The 19,152-nt window shown below is 53.6% G+C and carries 20 protein-coding genes; 18 read left to right on the top strand and 2 right to left on the bottom strand.

Annotation, left to right across the window (positions count from 1 at the left end):
• Positions 1 to 44: 44 nt before the first annotated feature.
• From arsC to ACQE3E_RS22290, 3 genes are all read left to right on the top strand, one after another.
• Positions 45 to 392, top strand: a complete 348-nt coding sequence (gene arsC, locus ACQE3E_RS22300; RefSeq protein WP_313731035.1) for an arsenate reductase (glutaredoxin) — start codon at positions 45 to 47, stop codon at positions 390 to 392.
• A 10-nt stretch (positions 393 to 402) separates the two neighbouring features.
• Positions 403 to 999 carry an NAD(P)H:quinone oxidoreductase gene (gene wrbA, locus ACQE3E_RS22295; protein ID WP_064023992.1) on the top strand — a complete coding sequence of 199 codons (597 nt, stop codon included), beginning with the start codon at positions 403 to 405 and terminating at the stop codon, positions 997 to 999.
• 245 nt (positions 1,000 to 1,244) lie between these two features.
• Positions 1,245 to 2,078, top strand: coding sequence for a thymidylate synthase (locus ACQE3E_RS22290; RefSeq protein WP_071160720.1), 834 nt, complete (start codon positions 1,245 to 1,247; stop codon positions 2,076 to 2,078).
• Between the two features lie 88 nt (positions 2,079 to 2,166).
• On the opposite strand, the gene smbP is transcribed toward ACQE3E_RS22290, so the two are convergent.
• Positions 2,167 to 2,502, bottom strand: a complete 336-nt coding sequence (gene smbP / locus ACQE3E_RS22285) for a small metal-binding protein SmbP (RefSeq protein WP_064023990.1) — start codon at positions 2,500 to 2,502, stop codon at positions 2,167 to 2,169.
• Positions 2,503 to 2,601: 99 nt separating this feature from the next.
• Here smbP and nth point away from each other — a divergent pair, with 99 nt between their 5' ends.
• From nth to ACQE3E_RS22260, 5 genes are all read left to right on the top strand, one after another.
• Complete coding sequence (gene nth / locus ACQE3E_RS22280) at positions 2,602 to 3,237, top strand: endonuclease III (protein ID WP_313731037.1); 636 nt, start codon at positions 2,602 to 2,604, stop codon at positions 3,235 to 3,237.
• A gap of 105 nt (positions 3,238 to 3,342) precedes the next feature.
• Positions 3,343 to 3,888, top strand: coding sequence for a hypothetical protein (locus ACQE3E_RS22275; RefSeq protein WP_168028499.1), 546 nt, complete (start codon positions 3,343 to 3,345; stop codon positions 3,886 to 3,888).
• 29 nt (positions 3,889 to 3,917) lie between these two features.
• The gene (locus tag ACQE3E_RS22270) at positions 3,918 to 4,481 is read left to right on the top strand and encodes a DedA family protein (protein ID WP_064023988.1); all 564 of its coding nucleotides are present in this window, start codon (positions 3,918 to 3,920) and stop codon (positions 4,479 to 4,481) included.
• A gap of 3 nt (positions 4,482 to 4,484) precedes the next feature.
• Positions 4,485 to 5,336 carry an HvfB family MNIO-type RiPP peptide maturase gene (locus tag ACQE3E_RS22265; RefSeq protein ID WP_313731038.1) on the top strand — a complete coding sequence of 284 codons (852 nt, stop codon included), beginning with the start codon at positions 4,485 to 4,487 and terminating at the stop codon, positions 5,334 to 5,336.
• Positions 5,336 to 6,091: an HvfC family RiPP maturation protein gene (locus ACQE3E_RS22260; RefSeq protein WP_313731040.1), complete on the top strand. Its 756-nt coding sequence runs from the start codon at positions 5,336 to 5,338 to the stop codon at positions 6,089 to 6,091. The genes ACQE3E_RS22265 and ACQE3E_RS22260 overlap by 1 nt, the downstream gene beginning before the upstream one ends.
• Here the strand turns inward: ACQE3E_RS22260 and ACQE3E_RS22255 are convergent.
• A complete protein-coding gene (locus ACQE3E_RS22255) occupies positions 6,072 to 6,404 on the bottom strand; it encodes an ASCH domain-containing protein (RefSeq protein WP_064023985.1) in 333 nt (110 codons plus the stop codon). The two genes, ACQE3E_RS22260 and ACQE3E_RS22255, sit on opposite strands and share 20 nt — an antisense overlap.
• Before the next feature lie 327 nt (positions 6,405 to 6,731).
• Between ACQE3E_RS22255 and ACQE3E_RS22250 the strand changes: the two genes are divergently transcribed.
• From ACQE3E_RS22250 to hemW, 10 genes are all read left to right on the top strand, one after another.
• Entirely contained in the window at positions 6,732 to 7,760 is a 1,029-nt protein-coding gene (locus ACQE3E_RS22250; RefSeq protein ID WP_281021751.1) for a methyl-accepting chemotaxis protein, read from the top strand.
• Between the two features lie 11 nt (positions 7,761 to 7,771).
• A complete protein-coding gene (locus ACQE3E_RS22245; RefSeq protein WP_064023983.1) occupies positions 7,772 to 8,140 on the top strand; it encodes a response regulator in 369 nt (122 codons plus the stop codon).
• Positions 8,141 to 8,196: 56 nt separating this feature from the next.
• The gene (locus ACQE3E_RS22240) at positions 8,197 to 8,484 is read left to right on the top strand and encodes an STAS domain-containing protein (RefSeq protein WP_064023982.1); all 288 of its coding nucleotides are present in this window, start codon (positions 8,197 to 8,199) and stop codon (positions 8,482 to 8,484) included.
• 12 nt (positions 8,485 to 8,496) lie between these two features.
• Positions 8,497 to 10,668 carry a chemotaxis protein CheA gene (locus ACQE3E_RS22235; RefSeq protein WP_064024005.1) on the top strand — a complete coding sequence of 724 codons (2,172 nt, stop codon included), beginning with the start codon at positions 8,497 to 8,499 and terminating at the stop codon, positions 10,666 to 10,668.
• A 143-nt stretch (positions 10,669 to 10,811) separates the two neighbouring features.
• On the top strand, positions 10,812 to 14,894 hold the full coding sequence (locus ACQE3E_RS22230) for a methyl-accepting chemotaxis protein (protein WP_427501094.1): 4,083 nt from the start codon (positions 10,812 to 10,814) through the stop codon (positions 14,892 to 14,894).
• Between the two features lie 8 nt (positions 14,895 to 14,902).
• Positions 14,903 to 15,466 carry a chemotaxis protein CheW gene (locus ACQE3E_RS22225; protein ID WP_064031405.1) on the top strand — a complete coding sequence of 188 codons (564 nt, stop codon included), beginning with the start codon at positions 14,903 to 14,905 and terminating at the stop codon, positions 15,464 to 15,466.
• Between the two features lie 9 nt (positions 15,467 to 15,475).
• The gene (locus tag ACQE3E_RS22220) at positions 15,476 to 16,315 is read left to right on the top strand and encodes a CheR family methyltransferase (RefSeq protein WP_064031404.1); all 840 of its coding nucleotides are present in this window, start codon (positions 15,476 to 15,478) and stop codon (positions 16,313 to 16,315) included.
• A gap of 82 nt (positions 16,316 to 16,397) precedes the next feature.
• Positions 16,398 to 17,483, top strand: a complete 1,086-nt coding sequence (locus ACQE3E_RS22215; RefSeq protein WP_313731046.1) for a protein-glutamate methylesterase/protein-glutamine glutaminase — start codon at positions 16,398 to 16,400, stop codon at positions 17,481 to 17,483.
• Positions 17,484 to 17,557: 74 nt separating this feature from the next.
• Positions 17,558 to 17,998, top strand: coding sequence for a VOC family protein (locus ACQE3E_RS22210; protein WP_064031402.1), 441 nt, complete (start codon positions 17,558 to 17,560; stop codon positions 17,996 to 17,998).
• Positions 17,999 to 18,009: 11 nt separating this feature from the next.
• Positions 18,010 to 19,143 (top strand): radical SAM family heme chaperone HemW, encoded by a 1,134-nt coding sequence (gene hemW / locus ACQE3E_RS22205; RefSeq protein WP_313731049.1) that lies wholly within the window; start codon positions 18,010 to 18,012, stop codon positions 19,141 to 19,143.
• The last annotated feature ends 9 nt before the right edge of the window (positions 19,144 to 19,152 follow it).

The following is a 19,152-nucleotide window of genomic DNA, read 5'->3' as shown; positions in this document are numbered from 1 at the left end:
GGGTGCTATTATAGCCGCAACCCGATCTCGGAAAGGTGCCAAGCATGAGCGTCAAGATTTACCATAACCCGCGTTGCGGCAAGTCCCGCGACACCTTGAAACTGTTGGAATCCAAAGGGATTGCGCCGGATGTCATTGAATATTTGAAGACGCCGCCGACGGCCGGCGAATTGCGCGATATTCTCGGCAAACTGGGCATCAAGCCGCGCGATTTGATGCGGACTAAGGAGCCGGAATATAAAGATAATGGTTTGGGCGACCCGTCGTTGAGCGACGAAGCCTTGATCGAGGTGATGGTTCGCATCCCGAAATTGATTGAACGGCCTATCGTTCTGAAAGACGGCAAGGCGGCGATCGGTCGGCCGCCGGAAGCCGTACTGGCGATATTGTAACGGCGGCGCGATGGCGAATATTCTGGTTTTGTATTACAGCCGCGACGGAGGTACCGCGGCGATGGCTAGGCAGATTGCCCGCGGCATCGAGTCGGTGGCCGGCGCGGAAGCCGTGTTACGGACAGTGCCGGAAGTTTCGGCGGTGTGCGAGAAAGTGGCCGACAGTATTCCCGATAGCGGCGCACCCTACGCGACCCAGCAAGACTTGGAGAGCTGCGATGGCTTGGCGCTGGGCAGTCCGACCCATTTCGGCAATATGGCGGCGGCGCTCAAGTATTTTTGGGACGGTACCACGGCGCTTTGGTTTACCGGTGCGTTGTCGGGGAAACCGGCCGGGGTGTTTACATCGGCAGGCAGCATGCACGGCGGTCAGGAAAGTACATTACTGTCGATGATGTTGCCGTTGATGCACCACGGCATGCTGGTCATGAGCATGCCTTGCAACGAAATCGCCCTGCGCGAAACCGTCAGCGGCGGCACGCCTTACGGGCCGAGCCGCTGCGCCGAGAGCGACAACGGTTTGACCGAGCACGAAAAGCGTTTGTGCTGGGTGTTGGGCGAGCGCTTGGCAAAGACGGCGGTGGCGGTTAAAAGCCTAAACGCTTAATTCTAATTTGTCAGATTCCGTCATACCCGCCGGGAAGCGCAGGTATCCAGTGCCATGGATGGCGAGCTTCGAATCATCCATGGCGGCTAGATTCGCTCCGCGCTCTAACGGGGCCGGCAATCCATACCGGAACGATAGCCTCCGGTAAGTGGGAGCCTGAAATCTTACAAAGTTGAATTAAAGGTTGCCGCTCGCGGATTACCGGTCGTCAGGTATACTGCCCGGCAATTTTGCGTTAACCGACTATGAAAGCCTATCTGGAACTGCTCGCCGATATCATGGATAACGGCCTCGACAAAAGTGACCGCACCGGCACCGGCACCCGCTCGGTATTCGGTCGGCAGATCCGCTACGATCTCAGCGATGGATTTCCGTTGCTGACCACCAAGAAACTGCATTTCAAATCGATCGCTTACGAATTGCTGTGGTTTTTGCGCGGGGATACCAATATCCACTACTTGCGCGAGCACGGCGTAACGATTTGGGACGAATGGGCGACCGCCGAGGGCGAGCTTGGGCCGGTTTATGGCGCGCAATGGCGGCGTTGGCCGGGGCCGGACGGCCGCGAATTCGATCAAATTCAAGTATTGGTCGACGGTTTGCGGCAAAAGCCGGATTCGCGCCGTCATATAATCAGCGGTTGGAACGTGGCCCATTTGCCCGACGAGTCGGTCGGTCCGCGTGAAAATGCCGCCGCCGGCCGGATGGCCTTACCGCCCTGCCATGTGCTGTATCAGTTTTATGTCGCTAACGGCCGATTGTCGTGCATGATGACGCAACGTAGCGCCGATTGCTTTTTGGGAGTGCCGTACAATCAAGCCAGCGTGGCGTTATTGACCGGGATGCTGGCCCAGCAGTGCGATTTGCAGCTCGGCGAATTGATTATGTCCTTCGGCGACGTGCATATTTATCGCAATCATTTCGAACAGGTCGCGTTGCAACTTAGCCGCGAGCCGCTGCCGCCACCCCTGCTCAAGTTTAAACGCCGGCCGGCGTCAATTTTCGATTACGCGTTCGAGGACTTCGAGCTGGTCGATTACCGGGCGCACCCGCATATCGCGGGAACCGTTTCGGTTTAGTCGAGTAGCCCCGGCCGCATTAGGCCGGGGCCGTTTGGCGAGGTTTTAAGCAGCGGACATTTCCGCTCTGGTTTTGCTTGATTGACGCTTATTTGTTGCCGGCCTTGATGTGTTCGACCGCTTCCTCGGCGGCTTTGGTTGCCATATCGGTGTGGCCTAGTTTGCCGTGTTCGATGGCGCTTTCCAGCGACTTGACGCCGGCGCTTAAGTGGGTTTTGGCCTCACCCTTGGCGACTTCTTCGCCTTTTTTGGCGTGAGGTAGCGCGGCTTCGGCATGTTCGACCAAGACGGACGCGTGGCCGGCCTTACCGTGGACCACTGCTTGGTTGGCGTGTTCTAAAGCTGTCGCGGCATGCTCTTCGGCGAAGGCGCCGGTCGCGGCGAACAATAGGGTGCTGATGGCTAACGTGATTATTTTATTCATAAATCCCCCGAAAGTAGTTCCAATGCATCCGAACTGGATGCCTAGCAGTGACTCTCTAGGTTACCGAATGGTTCATATTTAAACCGATCTTCAACTGTCATGAATACTTCCAAGCGTCTGGCGATCTTTCAGCGATTGGCCGAAGCCATCCCCGAGCCCACTACCGAGTTAAACTACACGACGCCGTTCGAATTGTTGGTGGCGGTGGTGCTATCGGCTCAGGCCACCGACAAAGGCGTCAACAAGGCTACCGCGAAATTATTTCCGGTCGCGAATACGCCGCAAGCGATTCTGGCGTTAGGCGAAGTGGGGCTGAAGGAACACATCAAGACCATAGGCTTATTCAACAGCAAGGCGGCAAATGTCATAAAACTTTGTCAGACTTTGATCGAAAAGCACGGCGGCGAGGTGCCTCGCGACCGGGCGGCGCTGGAAGCCTTGGCCGGCGTTGGCCGCAAAACCGCGAACGTGATTTTGAACACGGCCTTCGGTGAACCGACGATCGCGGTGGATACCCATATCTTCCGGGTTGCTAATCGGACCGGCTTGGCGGCGGGCGGAAATGTATTGACGGTGGAGAAGCAATTGGACAAGACCGTACCCAAGCTTTTCAAGAAAGATGCCCACCATTTACTGATCTTGCATGGCCGTTATATTTGCGTGGCCAGAAAACCGCGTTGCGAGGCTTGTTGCATCGCCGACCTGTGCGAATTTAAAGACAAGAATTTAACCTGAGTATGCAATAATCAGAATGAACGAATACGGTTGTACATCGGTCGTAGCAACGGTTTCGGGTTGCCGACCAAAATTATTATAAAAATTCAACGAGAGGATAACAGTATGAAAAAATTCAACAAATCTCCGCTGGTCGCCGCGATGGGTACCGCCGTTTTGTCCAGTTTGGCCGTCAATGTCCAAGCCGATGCCAATCCCTTTTCGCTGACGGAAATGGATGGCGGTTACATGCAGTTGGCCGAAACTCATCCTAGCCATTCCAACGGCAGAATCAGCGAAGGTGCTTGCGGTTCGAATGCGATGGATAGCAACGGCCAAAAAGTCGTAAAAGGTGCCAAAAAAGCCGAACCTAAAAAAACTGAGGGTTCCTGCGGCGAAGGCATGTGCGGTGGGATGATGCAGGGCGGCAAAATGAAACCCGGCATGGAACATTCCTGCGGAGCGATGATGAAAGGCAAGGATGGGGCGTGCGGCATGATGATGGGCGGCATGAATCATGACAATGATAAGGATAAAAAGTCGTCCGAAGGCAGTTGCGGAGCGATGATGCAAGGTGGTAAAGGTGGAGACGGTTCCTGTGGAGCGATGATGAAGGGTGGCGAAGGTAGTTGCGGCGGCAAAGTGGACGCCGATAAAGCGGCCGGCCATTAATTCTTGGTATGACCGTATAGACCCTCATTATGGATTTTCAGGATTTACAGCAGCTCGTTATCGACTACGGTTATCTCGCGCTATTCATCGGTACCTATTTGGAAGGGGAAACCATTCTCGTGATAGCCGGCTTTCTGGCCCACGGTGGTTATTTGGAGTTGCAATGGGTGATGCTGACGGCTTTTCTCGGCACGTTTGCCGGGGACCAGACTTTTTTCTATCTGGGGCGCTGGAAAGGTATCGCCTTTCTGGAGAAGCGGCCGCTCTGGCACAGCAAGACCGACAAAGTGTTTGAGTTGCTGCACAAGCATCAGATACCGGTCATATTGGGTTTCCGGTTTTTATACGGCGTGCGTAACGTCACGCCGTTTGTGATCGGGGCCAGCAAGATCCATCCGTTGAAGTTCTTCGCGCTGAATTTTCTTGGCGCGGCGATTTGGGCGATAGCGGTTGGATATTTAGGTTACACCTTTGGTCAGTTTGCCGAATCCATCATGGGCCAAGTCAAAAAATACGAAATGTATATTCTGGGCGTGCTCGTGGCGATTGGATTGGTGTTGTTTTGGCGATCCACGCACAAGCCGGAGGAATAAGGTATGGACAGCGTTCGCAATCTCGTGCATGGCGCCGGCCTGGGATTGCGGCGCGGCTTTATTGGTGAAATCCTGAATGCACCGCCGACCAATGTCGGTTTTTATGAGGTCGCGCCGGAAAACTGGATGCCGATCGGCGGCAAATATGGCAAGCAATTTCGAGCGCTGACCGAGCGCTACCCTTTTGTTTGTCACGGTTTATCGCTGTCGATCGGTAGCAGCGATCCCTTGGACGAGCAATTTGTTCGCGATTTGAAAGGGTTTTTGCGTCTGCACCGCATCAAATTTTACAGCGAGCATCTGAGTTATTGTAGCGATGGCGGGCACTTATACGATTTGATGCCGATACCGTTCACCGAAGCTGCGGTCAGGCATGTCGCGGGGCGGATTCGCAGGGTTCAGGATATTCTGGAGCAGCGCATCGCCATCGAAAATATTTCCTACTACGCCGCGCCGGGCCAGGAAATGGCCGAGATCGACTTCTTTAACGCCGTGGTCGCCGAGGCCGATTGCGACGTGTTGATCGACATCAACAATATCTACGTCAACAGCGTTAACCACGGCTACGATCCCGAGGCATTCTTGCGGGCGATGCCGGCGGAACGGATTGCGTATGCTCACATCGCCGGGCACTACGTCGAAGCCGAGGATTTTCTAGTCGATACGCACGGCGCCCCCGTGGTAGACCCGGTTTGGGGATTGCTGAATAAGGCCTATGACTGGTTCGGCGTATTTCCGACCCTGCTGGAACGCGATTTCAATCTGCCGCCGTTGACCGAATTGTTGGGGGAAGTTGATACGATCAGCCAAATCCAACAGCATTGGTTGATGGATAGCCGTAAGCAGGTTGCCTGATGGTGGTCGACTTTTCGACCACACAACGCGAGTTTGCCGGCTATATTCGCGCGCCCCTAGCCAACCGGCCGCCGGCTGACGTCGATTCGGGCAGGATGGCGATGTACCGCGAATTGTTCTTCAACAATATTGACAGCTTCTTAGCAAGCAACTTCCCGGTTTTGAAAACCGTGCTGACCGACCAGCAATGGCGGGAGATGGCCGAGGATTTTTATGCCCGTCACCCGTGCCGAACGCCATACTTTTCGCAAATCGCCGAAGAGTTTCTCGATTATCTGCAAAACCAACGGGATAACCCAGCGGATTACCCTTTCCTACTGGAGTTAGCTCATTACGAATGGGTGGAAATGGCGTTGTCGATCGCCCAAGAGCAAGCCACGATTGGGGATGCCGACTTTATAACCGATTCGCTGAATCGCGTCGTCCGGCTGTCGCCACTGGCTTGGCCCTTGCTTTACCAATTTCCAGTACAAGCTATTTCTCCGGCGTTTCTACCGGAAATGCCGGGCGATCAGCCGACATGTTTGATTGTTTACCGCGATATCGATGACGACGTGCATTTTCTGAAAACCACGCCGTTAACAATTCGAGCCTTGCAAATCTTGGACGAATGCGGCGCAATGCCGGGGCGAGCCTGCCTGGATAAACTCGGTGAAGAGTTCCCGCAGCTCGATCGCACCTCGGTTTTGGAGTTTGGCGCGAGGATGTTGACCGAACTCGCCGAGAAAGGCATCGTTATTCCAGGCGACGGCTGAAGCGGTGAACCCAAACCAAGCCGTCCTCGTTCCATTGCATGCCGGCATGCATGCTTAAAATCACTGTCTTGTAGCTTGCTAAATCCGGATAGCCTTCGGCGTCAGCGTCGGCATCGGTCATATCTCCGAGGCGTTGGCGATCCACGCCGATAATCTCGAACTCGATCCCTTCCAAAAAAAATCTCTCTCCGGGATAGGCATATAGGCCGTCTCGGCGTTGCTGGGTTTTATGTCCGGCCAGTGCGGAGGCAATCAATTTTGGGTGACGGATCAGTTTATCGATCGAACAGGTTTTTTCTGGCAAAGCATTCATAACGTAAGGTTTGTTGGATTAAGGTGTAAGGATTCTAGTTAATCTGGTTATTGTTTCACAGCTATAAAAAATAGCGGGGTCTTGTCGCGCAATATTTCAAATATCCCCATTTCGCCACAAAATTACTGTTGGCAATGCGATAGCCATGACAAATTATTCTTTCCGTCATGGTTGTCAAGGTAATTGCTGTCTATACTTTTTTCAGGGTTGTCGCCGCAACCGTAGGTGAGATGCGGTATCAACGGGTCCGTCGAAATAGTGGAGGTCCGGCAAGTGCCTATCTATCTGATTGCAGTTTTAGTGGCGGTGGTACTTATTGGCGGTGTAATGATTGGCGTTAGGGTTGGCTATCGGCGTTTATTGCGGGAACAGCGCAACCTGCCCCCCCCCGCTCCGGTATTGCCATTGACCGAGGTTGAGAAGTACGCCAACGGGATCGAACGTTTTGCTACCGAAGTTACGCCGATTTGGTCGGCGCATATCGAATCTTCCCGCCAACAAATGGAGCAGGCCGTTTCAGAGTTGACGATGCGCTTCGGCGGCATCATTCGAAACCTGGATGTCGCACTCAGCGCGTCATCGGCGACCTTGCAGAGTGGCGACCAAGATATATTCGGTTCCAGTAACGCGCGTTTGCAGCAAGTCGTTCAAGCGCTTGATGCCGCGCTACAAGAAAATGTCGTGGTATTGGAAAGAATTCGCTCCCTCAGCGGTTTCGTCGGTGAATTGAAGAATATGGCCAAGGAAGTGGCCAGAATTGCGGAACAGACCAACTTAATTGCATTGAATGCGGCAATAGAAGCCGCGCGAGCCGGAGAAGCGGGGCGCGGGTTTGCGGTGGTGGCTGACGAAGTCCGCAAGTTGTCCAATCAGTCCGGCGAGACCGGTAAATTAATCGGCGCCAAGGTCGATCAGGTCAGTACCGCGATTCACGGGACCTTGAGCGCGGTCGAAAAAAGTACCGAAAAAGAAGCGGCTGTTGTCGCGGCCTCCAGCGAAAACATCAGGACCGTATTAGCTGGTTTGCAGCAAGCGTTTGAAAATTTGCAGAATAACGCGGTCAATCTGAATCAGTCCGCGCAGATGATCAAGCAGGAAATCAATGGCTCGATTGTGCAGTTTCAGTTTCAAGACAGAATTGGCCAGGTGTTAGTCCATGTGCGCGATAGCATCAACGATTTTCCGCGTCAGGTTCAATTGAGTCATGCCGGCGGCACCTTGTCGTTGAAGCCGCTGGTGGCCGACGAAATCTTGCATGCGCTGACGAGCAGCTACACTATGGAGTCGGAGCACGTGCATCACGGCGCCGGCTCCCCGGTTAACGAACACCACGCTTCCGAAATCACTTTCTTCTAAGGTAACGACATATGGCAAAAACTATTTTAATCGTTGATGACTCGGCTTCCGTTCGACAAGTAGTCGCAATCGCTTTGAAAGGCGCTGGATATGACGTCATTGAGGCCGTGGACGGCAAGGATGGCTTGAGCAAGTTGAACGGCCAAAAGATTCACTTGATCATTTCCGACGTCAACATGCCGAATATGGACGGCATTACGTTCGTAAAGGAACTCAAGCAATTAGCGGCTTACAAGTTTACACCGGTGATCATGCTGACCACCGAGTCGCAAGAATCCAAGAAGCAGGAAGGCCAGGCCGCCGGTGCGAAAGCTTGGGTTGTTAAACCGTTTCAACCGGCGCAAATGTTGGCGGCTGTTTCCAAATTGATATTGCCCTGATCCGAATGCTGGCTTTGAGCTCGGCGACCGATCGGTTAGAACGGAGGTAACTCGCAATGCAAACGCTCACTATAGACGATGAATTGACCATCTTTACGGCCGCCGAGCAAAAGCGGAATTTGCTCAATTTTCTAAGTACCGGCGATGACTTGGAAATTAACCTTTCGCAAGTCGCGGAAATGGATACGGCGGGCCTGCAATTATTGATCTTGTCGAAGCGCGAGGCTGGTCTGGCCGGCAAACAGTTAAGGTTCGTCATGCACAGCAAAGCGGTGCTGGATATTTTGGAATTGGCGAATCTGACGACCGCATTCGGCGACCAGGTCGTCCTGGCACAAAACTAAGAGGTGGGACAGATGAGTATCGACGACGAAATGAAGCAAGCCTTGGTGACGTTCACCATCGAAAGTTTGGAATTGTTGCAGGACATGGAAGATTGCCTGCTGACGATCGAGAACGGTGAAGATCAGTCCGAACGCATCAACGCGATATTTCGGGCCGCGCACACGATAAAAGGCTCGTCCGGCTTGTTTGGTTTGGACCACATTGTACGTTTCACTCACGTGGTCGAGAGTGTGTTGGATGCCTTGCGGGACGGCGTTTTGGAGGTTACACCGGAGTTGGTCGCCATCTTGTTGCCGTGTTGCGATCAGATTGCGCTGTTGATTCGAGCAGTTGCCGATGGCAATACCGACGAAGACCCCGATTTGACGGTAGCTGGCGACGAATTACTGGCCAAACTGCGCCCGTTTCTGGAGCAGCCGGATTTCGCCAAAGAGGTGGTCGCCGCCGGCCCCGATCGTGTGGAGACCATCGGAGGCGGAGGCGTTATGGAAAGCGGCAACTGGCATATTTCCTTGCGCTTCGGTTCGGATAGCCTGCGGAACGGCATGGATCCGTTGTCTTTCATTCGCTATTTGTCCACCTTGGGAACCCTGGTCAATCTAACCACGATCAGCGAAGCGATTCCTCCGGCGGAGCAGATGGACCCCGAGACCAATTATTTAGGCTTCGAAATCGACATTAAGAGCGAAGCCGGCAAGGAGGCGTTGGAGAATGTATTCGAGTTCGTGCGCGAGGATAGCTTGATTCACATTTTGCCACTGGAAAGCGCTATAGGTGAATACATCGAGTTGATCCGCGCATTGCCGGAAGACGATACCTATTTGGGCGAACTTCTGGTCAAAAGTGGCGTATTAACGCGCCGGGAGCTTGAGGAAGGTTTAAGTCAACAGCAGGCTACTACGGAACCGACCAAATCCGCTCAGCCTATCGGTGAAATTTTAGTCGAGCAACAATCCGTCCAGCAGCCCTTGGTGAATGCCGCGCTGGAAAAACAAAAGCAGATTAAAGACAACAAGGCCAGAGAAAACCAGAGTATTCGTGTCGATGCGGAGCGCTTGGACAAGCTGATCGATTTAATCGGTGAGTTGGTGATATCCAGCGCGGGTGTGAACCTGCGCGCGTCGCAGACCGCACAGACCGCATTGCTGGAAGCGACCGGGGAAATGATGCGTTTGGTCGAAGAAGTCAGGGACAGTGCTTTGCAACTGCGAATGGTGCCGATAGGCACCACTTTCAGTCGTTTTCAGCGCGTGGTTCGCGATGTCAGCAAGGAGCTGGGAAAGGACATTGCGCTGGCGATTTCCGGTGGCGAGACCGAAGTGGACAAATCGGTGGTCGAAAAAATCGGCGATCCGTTAATGCATTTGGTCCGCAATGCGATGGATCACGGTATCGAATCAGCCGAAGTCCGTCGGGAGAATGGCAAGTCGGCCCAAGGCACCCTGCGGCTCAATGCCTATCACGAGTCGGGCGTGATTGTCATAGAAGTGCAGGACGACGGTGGTGGTTTGAATCGGGAGCGGATTCTGGCCAAGGCCATCGAAAAAGGTTTAATTCAGCCGGATGCCAAACTGACTGATCAGGAGGTTTATGCATTGATTTTCGAACCGGGATTTTCCACGGCTCAGCAAATCTCCAATCTATCCGGACGTGGAGTCGGAATGGATGTGGTCAAGCGGAATGTTACCGATTTACGCGGATCGATAGAGGTTGATAGTGCGCAGAACGTCGGCACCACCGTGCGCATCCGTTTGCCGCTGACGTTGGCGATTATCGACGGGTTCTTGGTTGGCGTCGGCAAGGCATCCTTTGTGATTCCGCTTGACCGGGTCGTAGAGTGCGTCGAACTCAGCCATGACGATGACGAGCACGACTATATGGATTTGCGAGGTGAAGTCCTGCCTTTCATCCGTTTGAAGAAATTATTCGGCGTTCCTGGCGAATCGGCGCGGCGTGCCAACGTGGTGGTGGTCGAGGTGGCCGGTGCGAAGACTGGGCTGGTTGTCGATCGATTATTGGGCGAATTTCAAACAGTTATTAAACCACTGGGTAAATTGTTCGGCCACGTTCAAGGTTTGGGCGGTTCCACAATACTCGGTAGCGGCGAGGTGGCATTGATACTGGATATCCCGGTATTGGTGGGTGCCTTCGAGCAGTATATGGTGCGCGGGTTTGCGGCGTAACAGTTAATGCAGGGATGAATGTTGGTTGGGTCGGTTTTAAGGATGCTTGCGTCAAAGCATCGCTTGTTCTATTACCCAAGTTTGCGAATATTTATCCTGCGGAAAGCAAAAACGAAAGTTTCCGTGGGCATGGGGTTGAAAAAATGACGATTAAACAACGAATGCTGCTTCTGGTTTTAGCGGCGGTTTTGGGTTTGGGGGGGCTAGCTGGATTTAATTATGTTCAGATCGGCCGTGTCTATACCGCAGCCAATTTCAACACGGAGAATACTTTGCCGAGCGTGCTTATTCTGAACGACATTAGTTTTGAACTGGCAAAAATGCGCACTAACGTTTGGCAACACTTGCTGCAAAGCGAGCCGGCGGCAATGGATGAACTGGAGCGAGGTTTTGCCGAGAGCGACAACAAAATCGATAAATTAATAAAAGATTACGAACCGCTGTTGGCCGACGACGAAGATAAAAAACTTCTTGATGCGGATAAAGCCGGGTTGGCCGAATACGGACTATTTTGGAACAGGGTGCGCGAGTTATCGCGTGCCGGCCAAAAATCGGAGGCTAAGAATCTGATTCTTGACAATCAAGCCTTAATGAACCGGACCGTAAATAATTTTAGGCGCCACGGCGAATACAACGCCGATTTGGGTAAAAATTCCTCCGCATCCGCGGAAGCGATACGTGGAAGTGCAGCGCTCCTCTCCAGCCTGATCGCTTTGTTGGGGATAACGATCATCGGTGCGATCGGAGGGCTGATTACCCGTAATCTGATGCGTCAAATGGGCGGAGAACCGGGTTTTGTCGCGGCATTAGCTGCGAAAGTGGCCGTCGGCGACTTTTCGTCTCGAATCGAGTTGCAAGACGGCGATCACGTCAGTGTGATGGCGGCTATGAAGCGAATGAGCGACAACGTCAAAGCGCTGCTGGCCGAAATGGAGCGCATGAGCAGCGAGCACGAAAAAGGCGATATCGACGTGGTGGTCGATATCGCGAAATTCCAGGGTGATTACAAAGCGATGGCTCAAGGCGTCAACGATATGGTTAACGGCCATATCGCGGTCAAAAAGAAAGCGATGGCAGTCTTTACAAAGTTCGGTCAGGGAGATTTCGACGCCAGTATGGAGAAATTGCCTGGTAAAAAAGCGTTTATCAATGACACGATCGAATTGGTGCGTGGTAACTTGAAAGCGGTCATTCAAGATGCGGACCATTTGGTAAGTGCGGCTGTGGAAGGGCGATTGGCAACTCGCGCAGATGCCAGCAAGCATCAGGGCGATTTCCGGAGATTGGTGGAAGGGGTCAATGCGACATTGGATGCGGTGATTGGGCCGTTGAACGTGGCGGCGGATTATGTGGATAACATATCCCGAGGCAACATTCCGGCTAAGATTACCGACAGTTACAACGGCGACTTCAACACGATTAAAAACAACCTGAACAACTGTATCGACGCGATCGGCAATATGGTCGCCGAAGCGGCGAGCTTGGAAAAAGCCGCGATCGAAGGTCGGTTAGCGACGCGCGCGGATGCGAGCCAGTACCAAGGTGACTATCGGAAGATCGTACAGGGTGTAAACAATACGCTGGACGCGGTGATTGGGCCGTTGAATGTGGCGGCCGACTATGTAGACCGCATTGCAAAAGGCGCCATCCCGGCGAAAATCACCGACAGTTACAACGGCGACTTCAATGTGATCAAAAATAATTTGAACACGTGTATCGACGCGGTCAATGCGTTAGTGGCGGACGCGGTGATGTTGTCGCAAGCGGCGGTGGAAGGCAAACTGTCGACTCGCGCCGATGCGACCCTGCACCAAGGCGATTACCGCAAGATCGTCGAAGGTGTCAACGAAACTCTGGATGCGGTGATTGGGCCGTTGAACGTGGCGGCGGATTATGTGGACAACATATCCCGAGGCAACATTCCGGCTAAGATTACCGACAGTTACAACGGCGATTTCAATACGATTAAAAACAACCTGAACAACTGTATCGACGCAATCGGCAATATGGTTGCCGAAGCGGCGAGCTTGGAAAAAGCCGCGATCGAAGGTCGGTTAGCGACGCGCGCGGATGCGAGCCAGTACCAAGGTGACTATCGGAAGATCGTACAGGGTGTAAACAATACGCTGGACGCGGTGATTGGGCCGTTGAACGTGGCGGCCGACTATGTAGACCGCATTGCAAAAGGCGCCATCCCGGCGAAAATCACCGACAGTTACAACGGCGACTTCAATGTGATCAAAAATAATTTGAACACGTGTATCGACGCGGTCAATGCGTTAGTGGCGGACGCGGTGATGTTGTCGCAAGCGGCGGTGGAAGGCAAACTGTCGACTCGCGCCGATGCGACCCTGCACCAAGGCGATTACCGCAAGATTGTCGAAGGTGTCAACGAAACCCTGGATGCGGTGATTGGGCCGTTGAACGTGGCGGCGGATTATGTGGACAACATATCCCGAGGCAACATTCCGGCTAAGATTACCGACAGTTACAACGGCGATTTCAATACGATTAAAAACAACCTGAACAACTGTATCGACGCAATCGGCAATATGGTTGCCGAAGCGGCGAGCTTGGAAAAAGCCGCGATCGAAGGTCGGTTAGCGACGCGCGCGGATGCGAGCCAGTACCAAGGTGACTATCGGAAGATCGTACAGGGTGTAAACAATACGCTGGACGCGGTGATTGGGCCGTTGAACGTGGCGGCCGACTATGTAGACCGCATTGCAAAAGGCGCCATCCCGGCGAAAATCACCGACAGTTACAACGGCGACTTCAATGTGATCAAAAATAATTTGAACACGTGTATCGACGCGGTCAATGCGTTAGTGGCGGACGCGGTGATGTTGTCGCAAGCGGCGGTGGAAGGCAAACTGTCGACTCGCGCCGATGCGACCCTGCACCAAGGCGATTACCGCAAGATTGTCGAAGGTGTCAACGAAACCCTGGATGCGGTGATTGGGCCGTTGAACGTGGCGGCGGATTATGTGGACAACATATCCCGAGGCAACATTCCGGCTAAGATTACCGACAGTTACAACGGCGATTTCAATACGATTAAAAACAACCTGAATACCTGCATTGAAGCGGTTAACGCTTTGGTGTCCGATGCCAACATGTTGGCGAAGGCGGCCATGGAGGGGCAGTTGTCGACTCGGGCGGATGCGGGCAAACATCAGGGAGACTTCCGCAAAATCGTTGAAGGCGTAAACGAGACATTGGATCGAGTAATTTTGCCGGTCAACGAAGCGGTCGAAGTGCTGTCACTGGTTGAACAAGGCGATCTGACCCGTACCGTCAACGGCGACTATAAGGGGCAATTGGCCGACTTCAAGGATACTGTGAATAACACGATTGCCAAGTTGTCGCAAACAATCAGCGAAGTTGTCGATGCGACGAACCAGCTAAGCAATGCTTCCGAGCAAATTAGCTCGACATCGCAAGCGCTATCGCAATCCGCTAGTGAGCAGGCGGCCAGCGTCGAGGAAACCAGCGCCAGCATCGAGGAAATGGCGGCCAGTATCAATCAGAACGCGGAAAACGCCAAAGTCACCGACGGTATGGCCGGTAAGGCTTCGAAAGAAGCCATGGAGGGCGGTGAGGCGGTCAAGCATACTGTCGAAGCGATGAAAGAGATCGCCAATAAAATCGGCATCATTGACGATATTGCCTATCAGACTAATATGTTAGCGTTGAATGCCGCGATCGAAGCGGCCAGGGCCGGCGATCACGGCAAAGGCTTTGCCGTGGTGGCGGCCGAGGTACGGAAGTTGGCGGAACGCAGTCAAGTCGCGGCACAGGAAATTGGCGAATTGGCTGAGAACAGCGTGAAAACCGCGGAAAGCGCCGGCAAGTTGTTGGACGAAATCGTGCCCAGCATCGCTAAGACTTCGGACCTGGTCCAAGAGATCGCGGCTGCCTCGCACGAGCAGTCCGCGGGTGTCGGCCAAATCAACAACGCCGTGAACCAAATGAACCAGATTACCCAACAGAACGCGGCGGCTAGCGAACAATTGGCGGCCACTTCCGAGGAAATGACTGGGCAGGCGGAGCAACTGCAGAGTTTGATGAGTTTCTTCAAAATTGGTCACCGAGAACAGGGTGGCAGTAGGCGCGCCGTGATCAAGACGCCGCGTAAGACTACGCCTACTCACAGCATGGTAACTTCGGAGCCCGTGGGAAATTACGAGCCTGAATTCGATTTGAACCAATTCGAGCGCTTCTAGGAGGGCATATGGGCACATTGGCAACAAGATCTTCGCAGTCTATGGACTTGGTCGTCGGGCAACAACTTGCGGCGGCCGGCCAATACCTGACCTTTGTATTAGGGGGTGAGGTTTACGCCTTGGGGATACTAAACATCAAGGAAATTATCGATTACGGAAACCTAACGGAAGTACCGATGATGCCCGTATTTGTTCGTGGCGTGATTAACTTGCGCGGCAGCGTGGTGCCCGTGATCGACTTGCTGGCGCGTTTCGGCAAAGGGGTTACCATGATCGCCAAGCGGACGGGGATTGTCATCGTGGAAACCTCGGTCGGAGATAACGACGATAATCGCCAATATTTGGGCATTATCGTCGATGCCGTCAACGAGGTCGTCGAGATTGCCGGGCATGAAATCGAGCCGCCGCCTAGCTTTGGCGCCGGTATTCGGCCGGATTTTATCAACGGGATGGCTAAGCGGGATAATCGTTTCGTCATTTTATTGAACGTCGACAAAGTGCTTTCGGTGGATGAAATGGCGGCGCTGGGACAAGCGGCCGATCATATCCCCGGAAATGCGTTTGCTGAATAATTCACGGTAATGAACAAACCGGCAAATCACTACGGCAATGCTCCGGTATTGCAACACCACGAGTTCCTGTGGATTAAGGACTATTTGTATAAGAATGCCGGAATTGTCCTAAATGAATCCAAGCAAGTCATGGTGATGGGGCGATTGGAAAAGCGCCTGCGTTATTACGATTTGTCGAGCTATACCGAGTATTTCAAGCTTTTTACCAAGCCGGGCTTCGAAAACGAACGAGTGATCGCCATCGATTTGTTGACGACCAACGAAACTTATTTTTTTCGCGAGCCCGCCCATTTCGATTTCTTCACCGGCAGCATTTTGCCGCAATACTCGTCATATCGAAGCTTTCGGGTTTGGAGCGCGGCGAGTTCCAGCGGTGAAGAAGCCTATACTTTAGCGATGTTGTTAGCGGAATACGGTCGCGGCATGCAGTGGGAAATTCTAGGGACCGATATTTCCACTCGCATCTTGGATAAAGCCAAGCGAGGCCTTTATCCTAGTCAGGCTTCCGAGAAAATCCCGCCTGACTTGTTGAAAAAATATTGCCTGAAAGGCACGGGTGAGTACGACGGTTTTCTATTGATCGACCCGGCTCTACGGAGGAATGTCAAATTCGATTACGCCAATTTGATCGGCAACCTGCCGGATTTGGGTAGGTTCGAGGTGATATTTTTGCGGAACGTGATGATTTATTTCGATATTGAAACCAAACAACGTCTATTGGAGCGGATACTGAAATCGCTACAGCCGGGCGGCTATTTTTTCGTCAGTCATTCCGAGTCCCTAAACGGCTTGAATACCGAATTGCAACTGATTCGGCCATCTATTTACCGTAAACCCGAGAAATTCTAGGTCCCGGTTGTCACGGTCACGGTTTCGAATGCGGCGTCGTTTGAGGCGGGGCCGCTGAGGTTAACACAAACAGGCGCGACAAATGACATCACCCAAAATCCGAGTGTTGATCGTCGATGATTCGGCGGTTGTCAGGCAAGTGCTGACCGCTTTTTTAGGGCATTGCCAAGAGATCGACGTGATCGGGGCGGCTTCCGACCCGATATTCGCTATGGCGAAAATGAATCAGGATTGGCCGGACGTGATAGTCCTGGACGTCGAGATGCCGAGAATGGACGGCATCACGTTTCTAAAGAAAATTATGTCGGTACGTCCCACGCCGGTTGTGATCTGCTCAACCTTGACCGAAAAAGGCGCGGAAACCACGATGCAGGCATTAGCGGCCGGCGCCGTGGGTATCGTTACCAAACCGAAAGCGGGACTAAAGAGTTTTCTCGAAGACGATAGCGGCGATATCGTTCACGCGATCAAAGCGGCGGCGTTGACCGATATGCGGAGGATGAAAGCCATGACGATGGCATCGCATGCCGCCGAGGTTAAAAGTCATCATCAACCAAGCCAGCCGACATCGGCGCCTTCCGCGCTGGCGGCGACCACCGACAGGCTAGTCGCTATAGGAACATCGACCGGCGGTACTCAGGCCTTGGAGGTGGTATTGACACATTTGCCGAGGGTTAGCCCCGGCATTGTGATTGTGCAGCACATGCCTGAGAAATTCACCGGCGCCTTCGCGGCCAGACTCAACGGCATTTGCCAAATCGAAGTCAAGGAGGCCGTCAGTGGCGATCGGGTGATTCCGGGCCGGGCGTTGATTGCGCCGGGCGGTAAGCATATGACAGTAATCCGTAGCGGCGCCCAGTACATTGCCGAGGTCCAGGACGGTCCGTTGGTGAACCGGCACCGCCCATCGGTCGACGTGTTGTTCCGGTCCGTGGCGAAATACGCCGGGAAAAACGCGTTAGGTATCATCATGACCGGGATGGGCGACGATGGTGCTCGCGGTTTGCGCGATATGTTGGCGGCTGGTGCCCGTACCGCCGGCCAGGACGAAAAGACTTGCGTTGTCTACGGCATGCCCAAGGAAGCGGTCAAACTCGGTGCGGTTCAGCAAGAGTTGCCGCTGGAGTCCATCGCCGGGTTGATTGAGCAATACGGAAAAGCCAATTAGCGATACCTCGTAAAATCTTCGTCGTAGACCGCTGGGTGTCGGCGATAATGGCGGTTTTGCGATGGAGATTAGCTATGCGCTATTTGCACACGATGGTCCGCGTAAACAACCTGGAAGAGTCGTTGGACTTTTACTGCGCCAAGCTTGGCTTGAGCGAAGTTAGGCGAATGGACAGCGAAGCGGGGCGGTTTACATTGGTGTATCTGGCTGCCCCGGCCGATCTGGCGAGTGCTAGCGCTCAAGACGCTCCCTTGTTGGAGCTGACGTACAATTGGGATGTCGAGGAGTATGCTGGAGGCCGTAATTTCGGCCATTTGGCCTTCGAGGTTGACGACATATACGAGGTCTGTCGGCGCTTGTTGGACCAAGGCGTGACGATCAACCGGCCGCCACGCGACGGTTGGATGGCGTTTATTCGCTCGCCCGATCAAATATCGATAGAATTGTTGCAAAAGGGCGGTGCCCTACCGCCGCAAGAGCCTTGGGTTTCGATGGCGAATGCCGGCGTCTGGTGAGGTCGAACCGTTTGCCGCCACTTAGTCTGTATATTCACTTCCCCTGGTGTATCCGCAAATGCCCTTATTGCGACTTTAACTCGCACGCGGTGAAGGAATCGATTCCTGAAGCAGAGTATATCGAGGCGTTGTTGCGCGATTTGGCAAGGGATTTGGAATACTTTGGCCTGGATCGGGCGGTTGTCAGTATTTTTATGGGCGGAGGCACTCCCAGCTTGTTTTCGCCCCCGATGCTGGATCGTTTGCTGGCGGGGGTTCGCGGCCTAGTGTCGCTGGCCGTCGACTGCGAGATCACGCTGGAGGCCAACCCCGGTACCTTCGAAAGTGGCAAATTCCGCGAATTTCGAGCGCTGGGGATCAATCGCCTGTCGATAGGCATTCAAAGCTTTCAAGATCGGCATTTGCAAACCCTCGGCCGGGTTCACTCGGCGGCGGAAGCGATCACGGCGGCGGAAATCGCGGTGGCGGCCGGTTTCGAAAATTTCAATTTAGACTTGATGTTTGGCTTGCCGGGACAGAGCGAGGCCGAAGCCTTCGACGATGTAAGGTTGGCAACCGGTTTACGGCCCGCGCATATCTCGTTTTATCAGCTCACTTTAGAACCGAATACTTATTTCCATAAGTTTCCGCCCCGCTTGCCGGACGACGAGGTCATCTTTGCCGCGCAGAAGCGTAGTCAGGCTTGGCTGGCCGAACACGGTTACAGCCAATACGAGGTGTCCGCCTACGCCTCCACCGCCAATCAGTGTCGGCATAACCGTAACTATTGGCAGTTTGGAGACTATTTAGGAATAGGCGCCGGGGCTCACGGTAAGATCAGTCAGGCCTTACCGAGCAACATTGTCCGCACCGCGAAACCGCGAAATCCCGAGCAATACTTGCGCGAGCCTTGGACTGTCAGCCGATCCCGGATCGAGCTTGACCAACTACCGCTGGAGTTTGCGATGAATCGTTTGCGCTTGCGGGACGGTTTCCGTTTGAGCGAATTCGAGGTGGCTACCGGCTTGTCCGGCGAAGCGCTAGCCGCTCCGTTGCGGAATGGGCTGGCGGAAGGCTTGCTGGAGCTAGCGGACGGCTTTTACCGTTGTTCGGCGCGCGGTTGGGATTTTCTGGACGTGTTGTTAGAAAAGTTCGTGCCTGAATAGGGCGCGGGT

This window comes from Methylomonas sp. MED-D, assembly GCF_050276835.1.
GTDB classification, from domain to species: Bacteria; Pseudomonadota; Gammaproteobacteria; order Methylococcales; family Methylomonadaceae; genus Methylomonas; species Methylomonas koyamae_A.
Note: the sequence above shows the minus strand (reverse complement) of the source record. Positions and strands in the feature narration are given on the sequence as shown.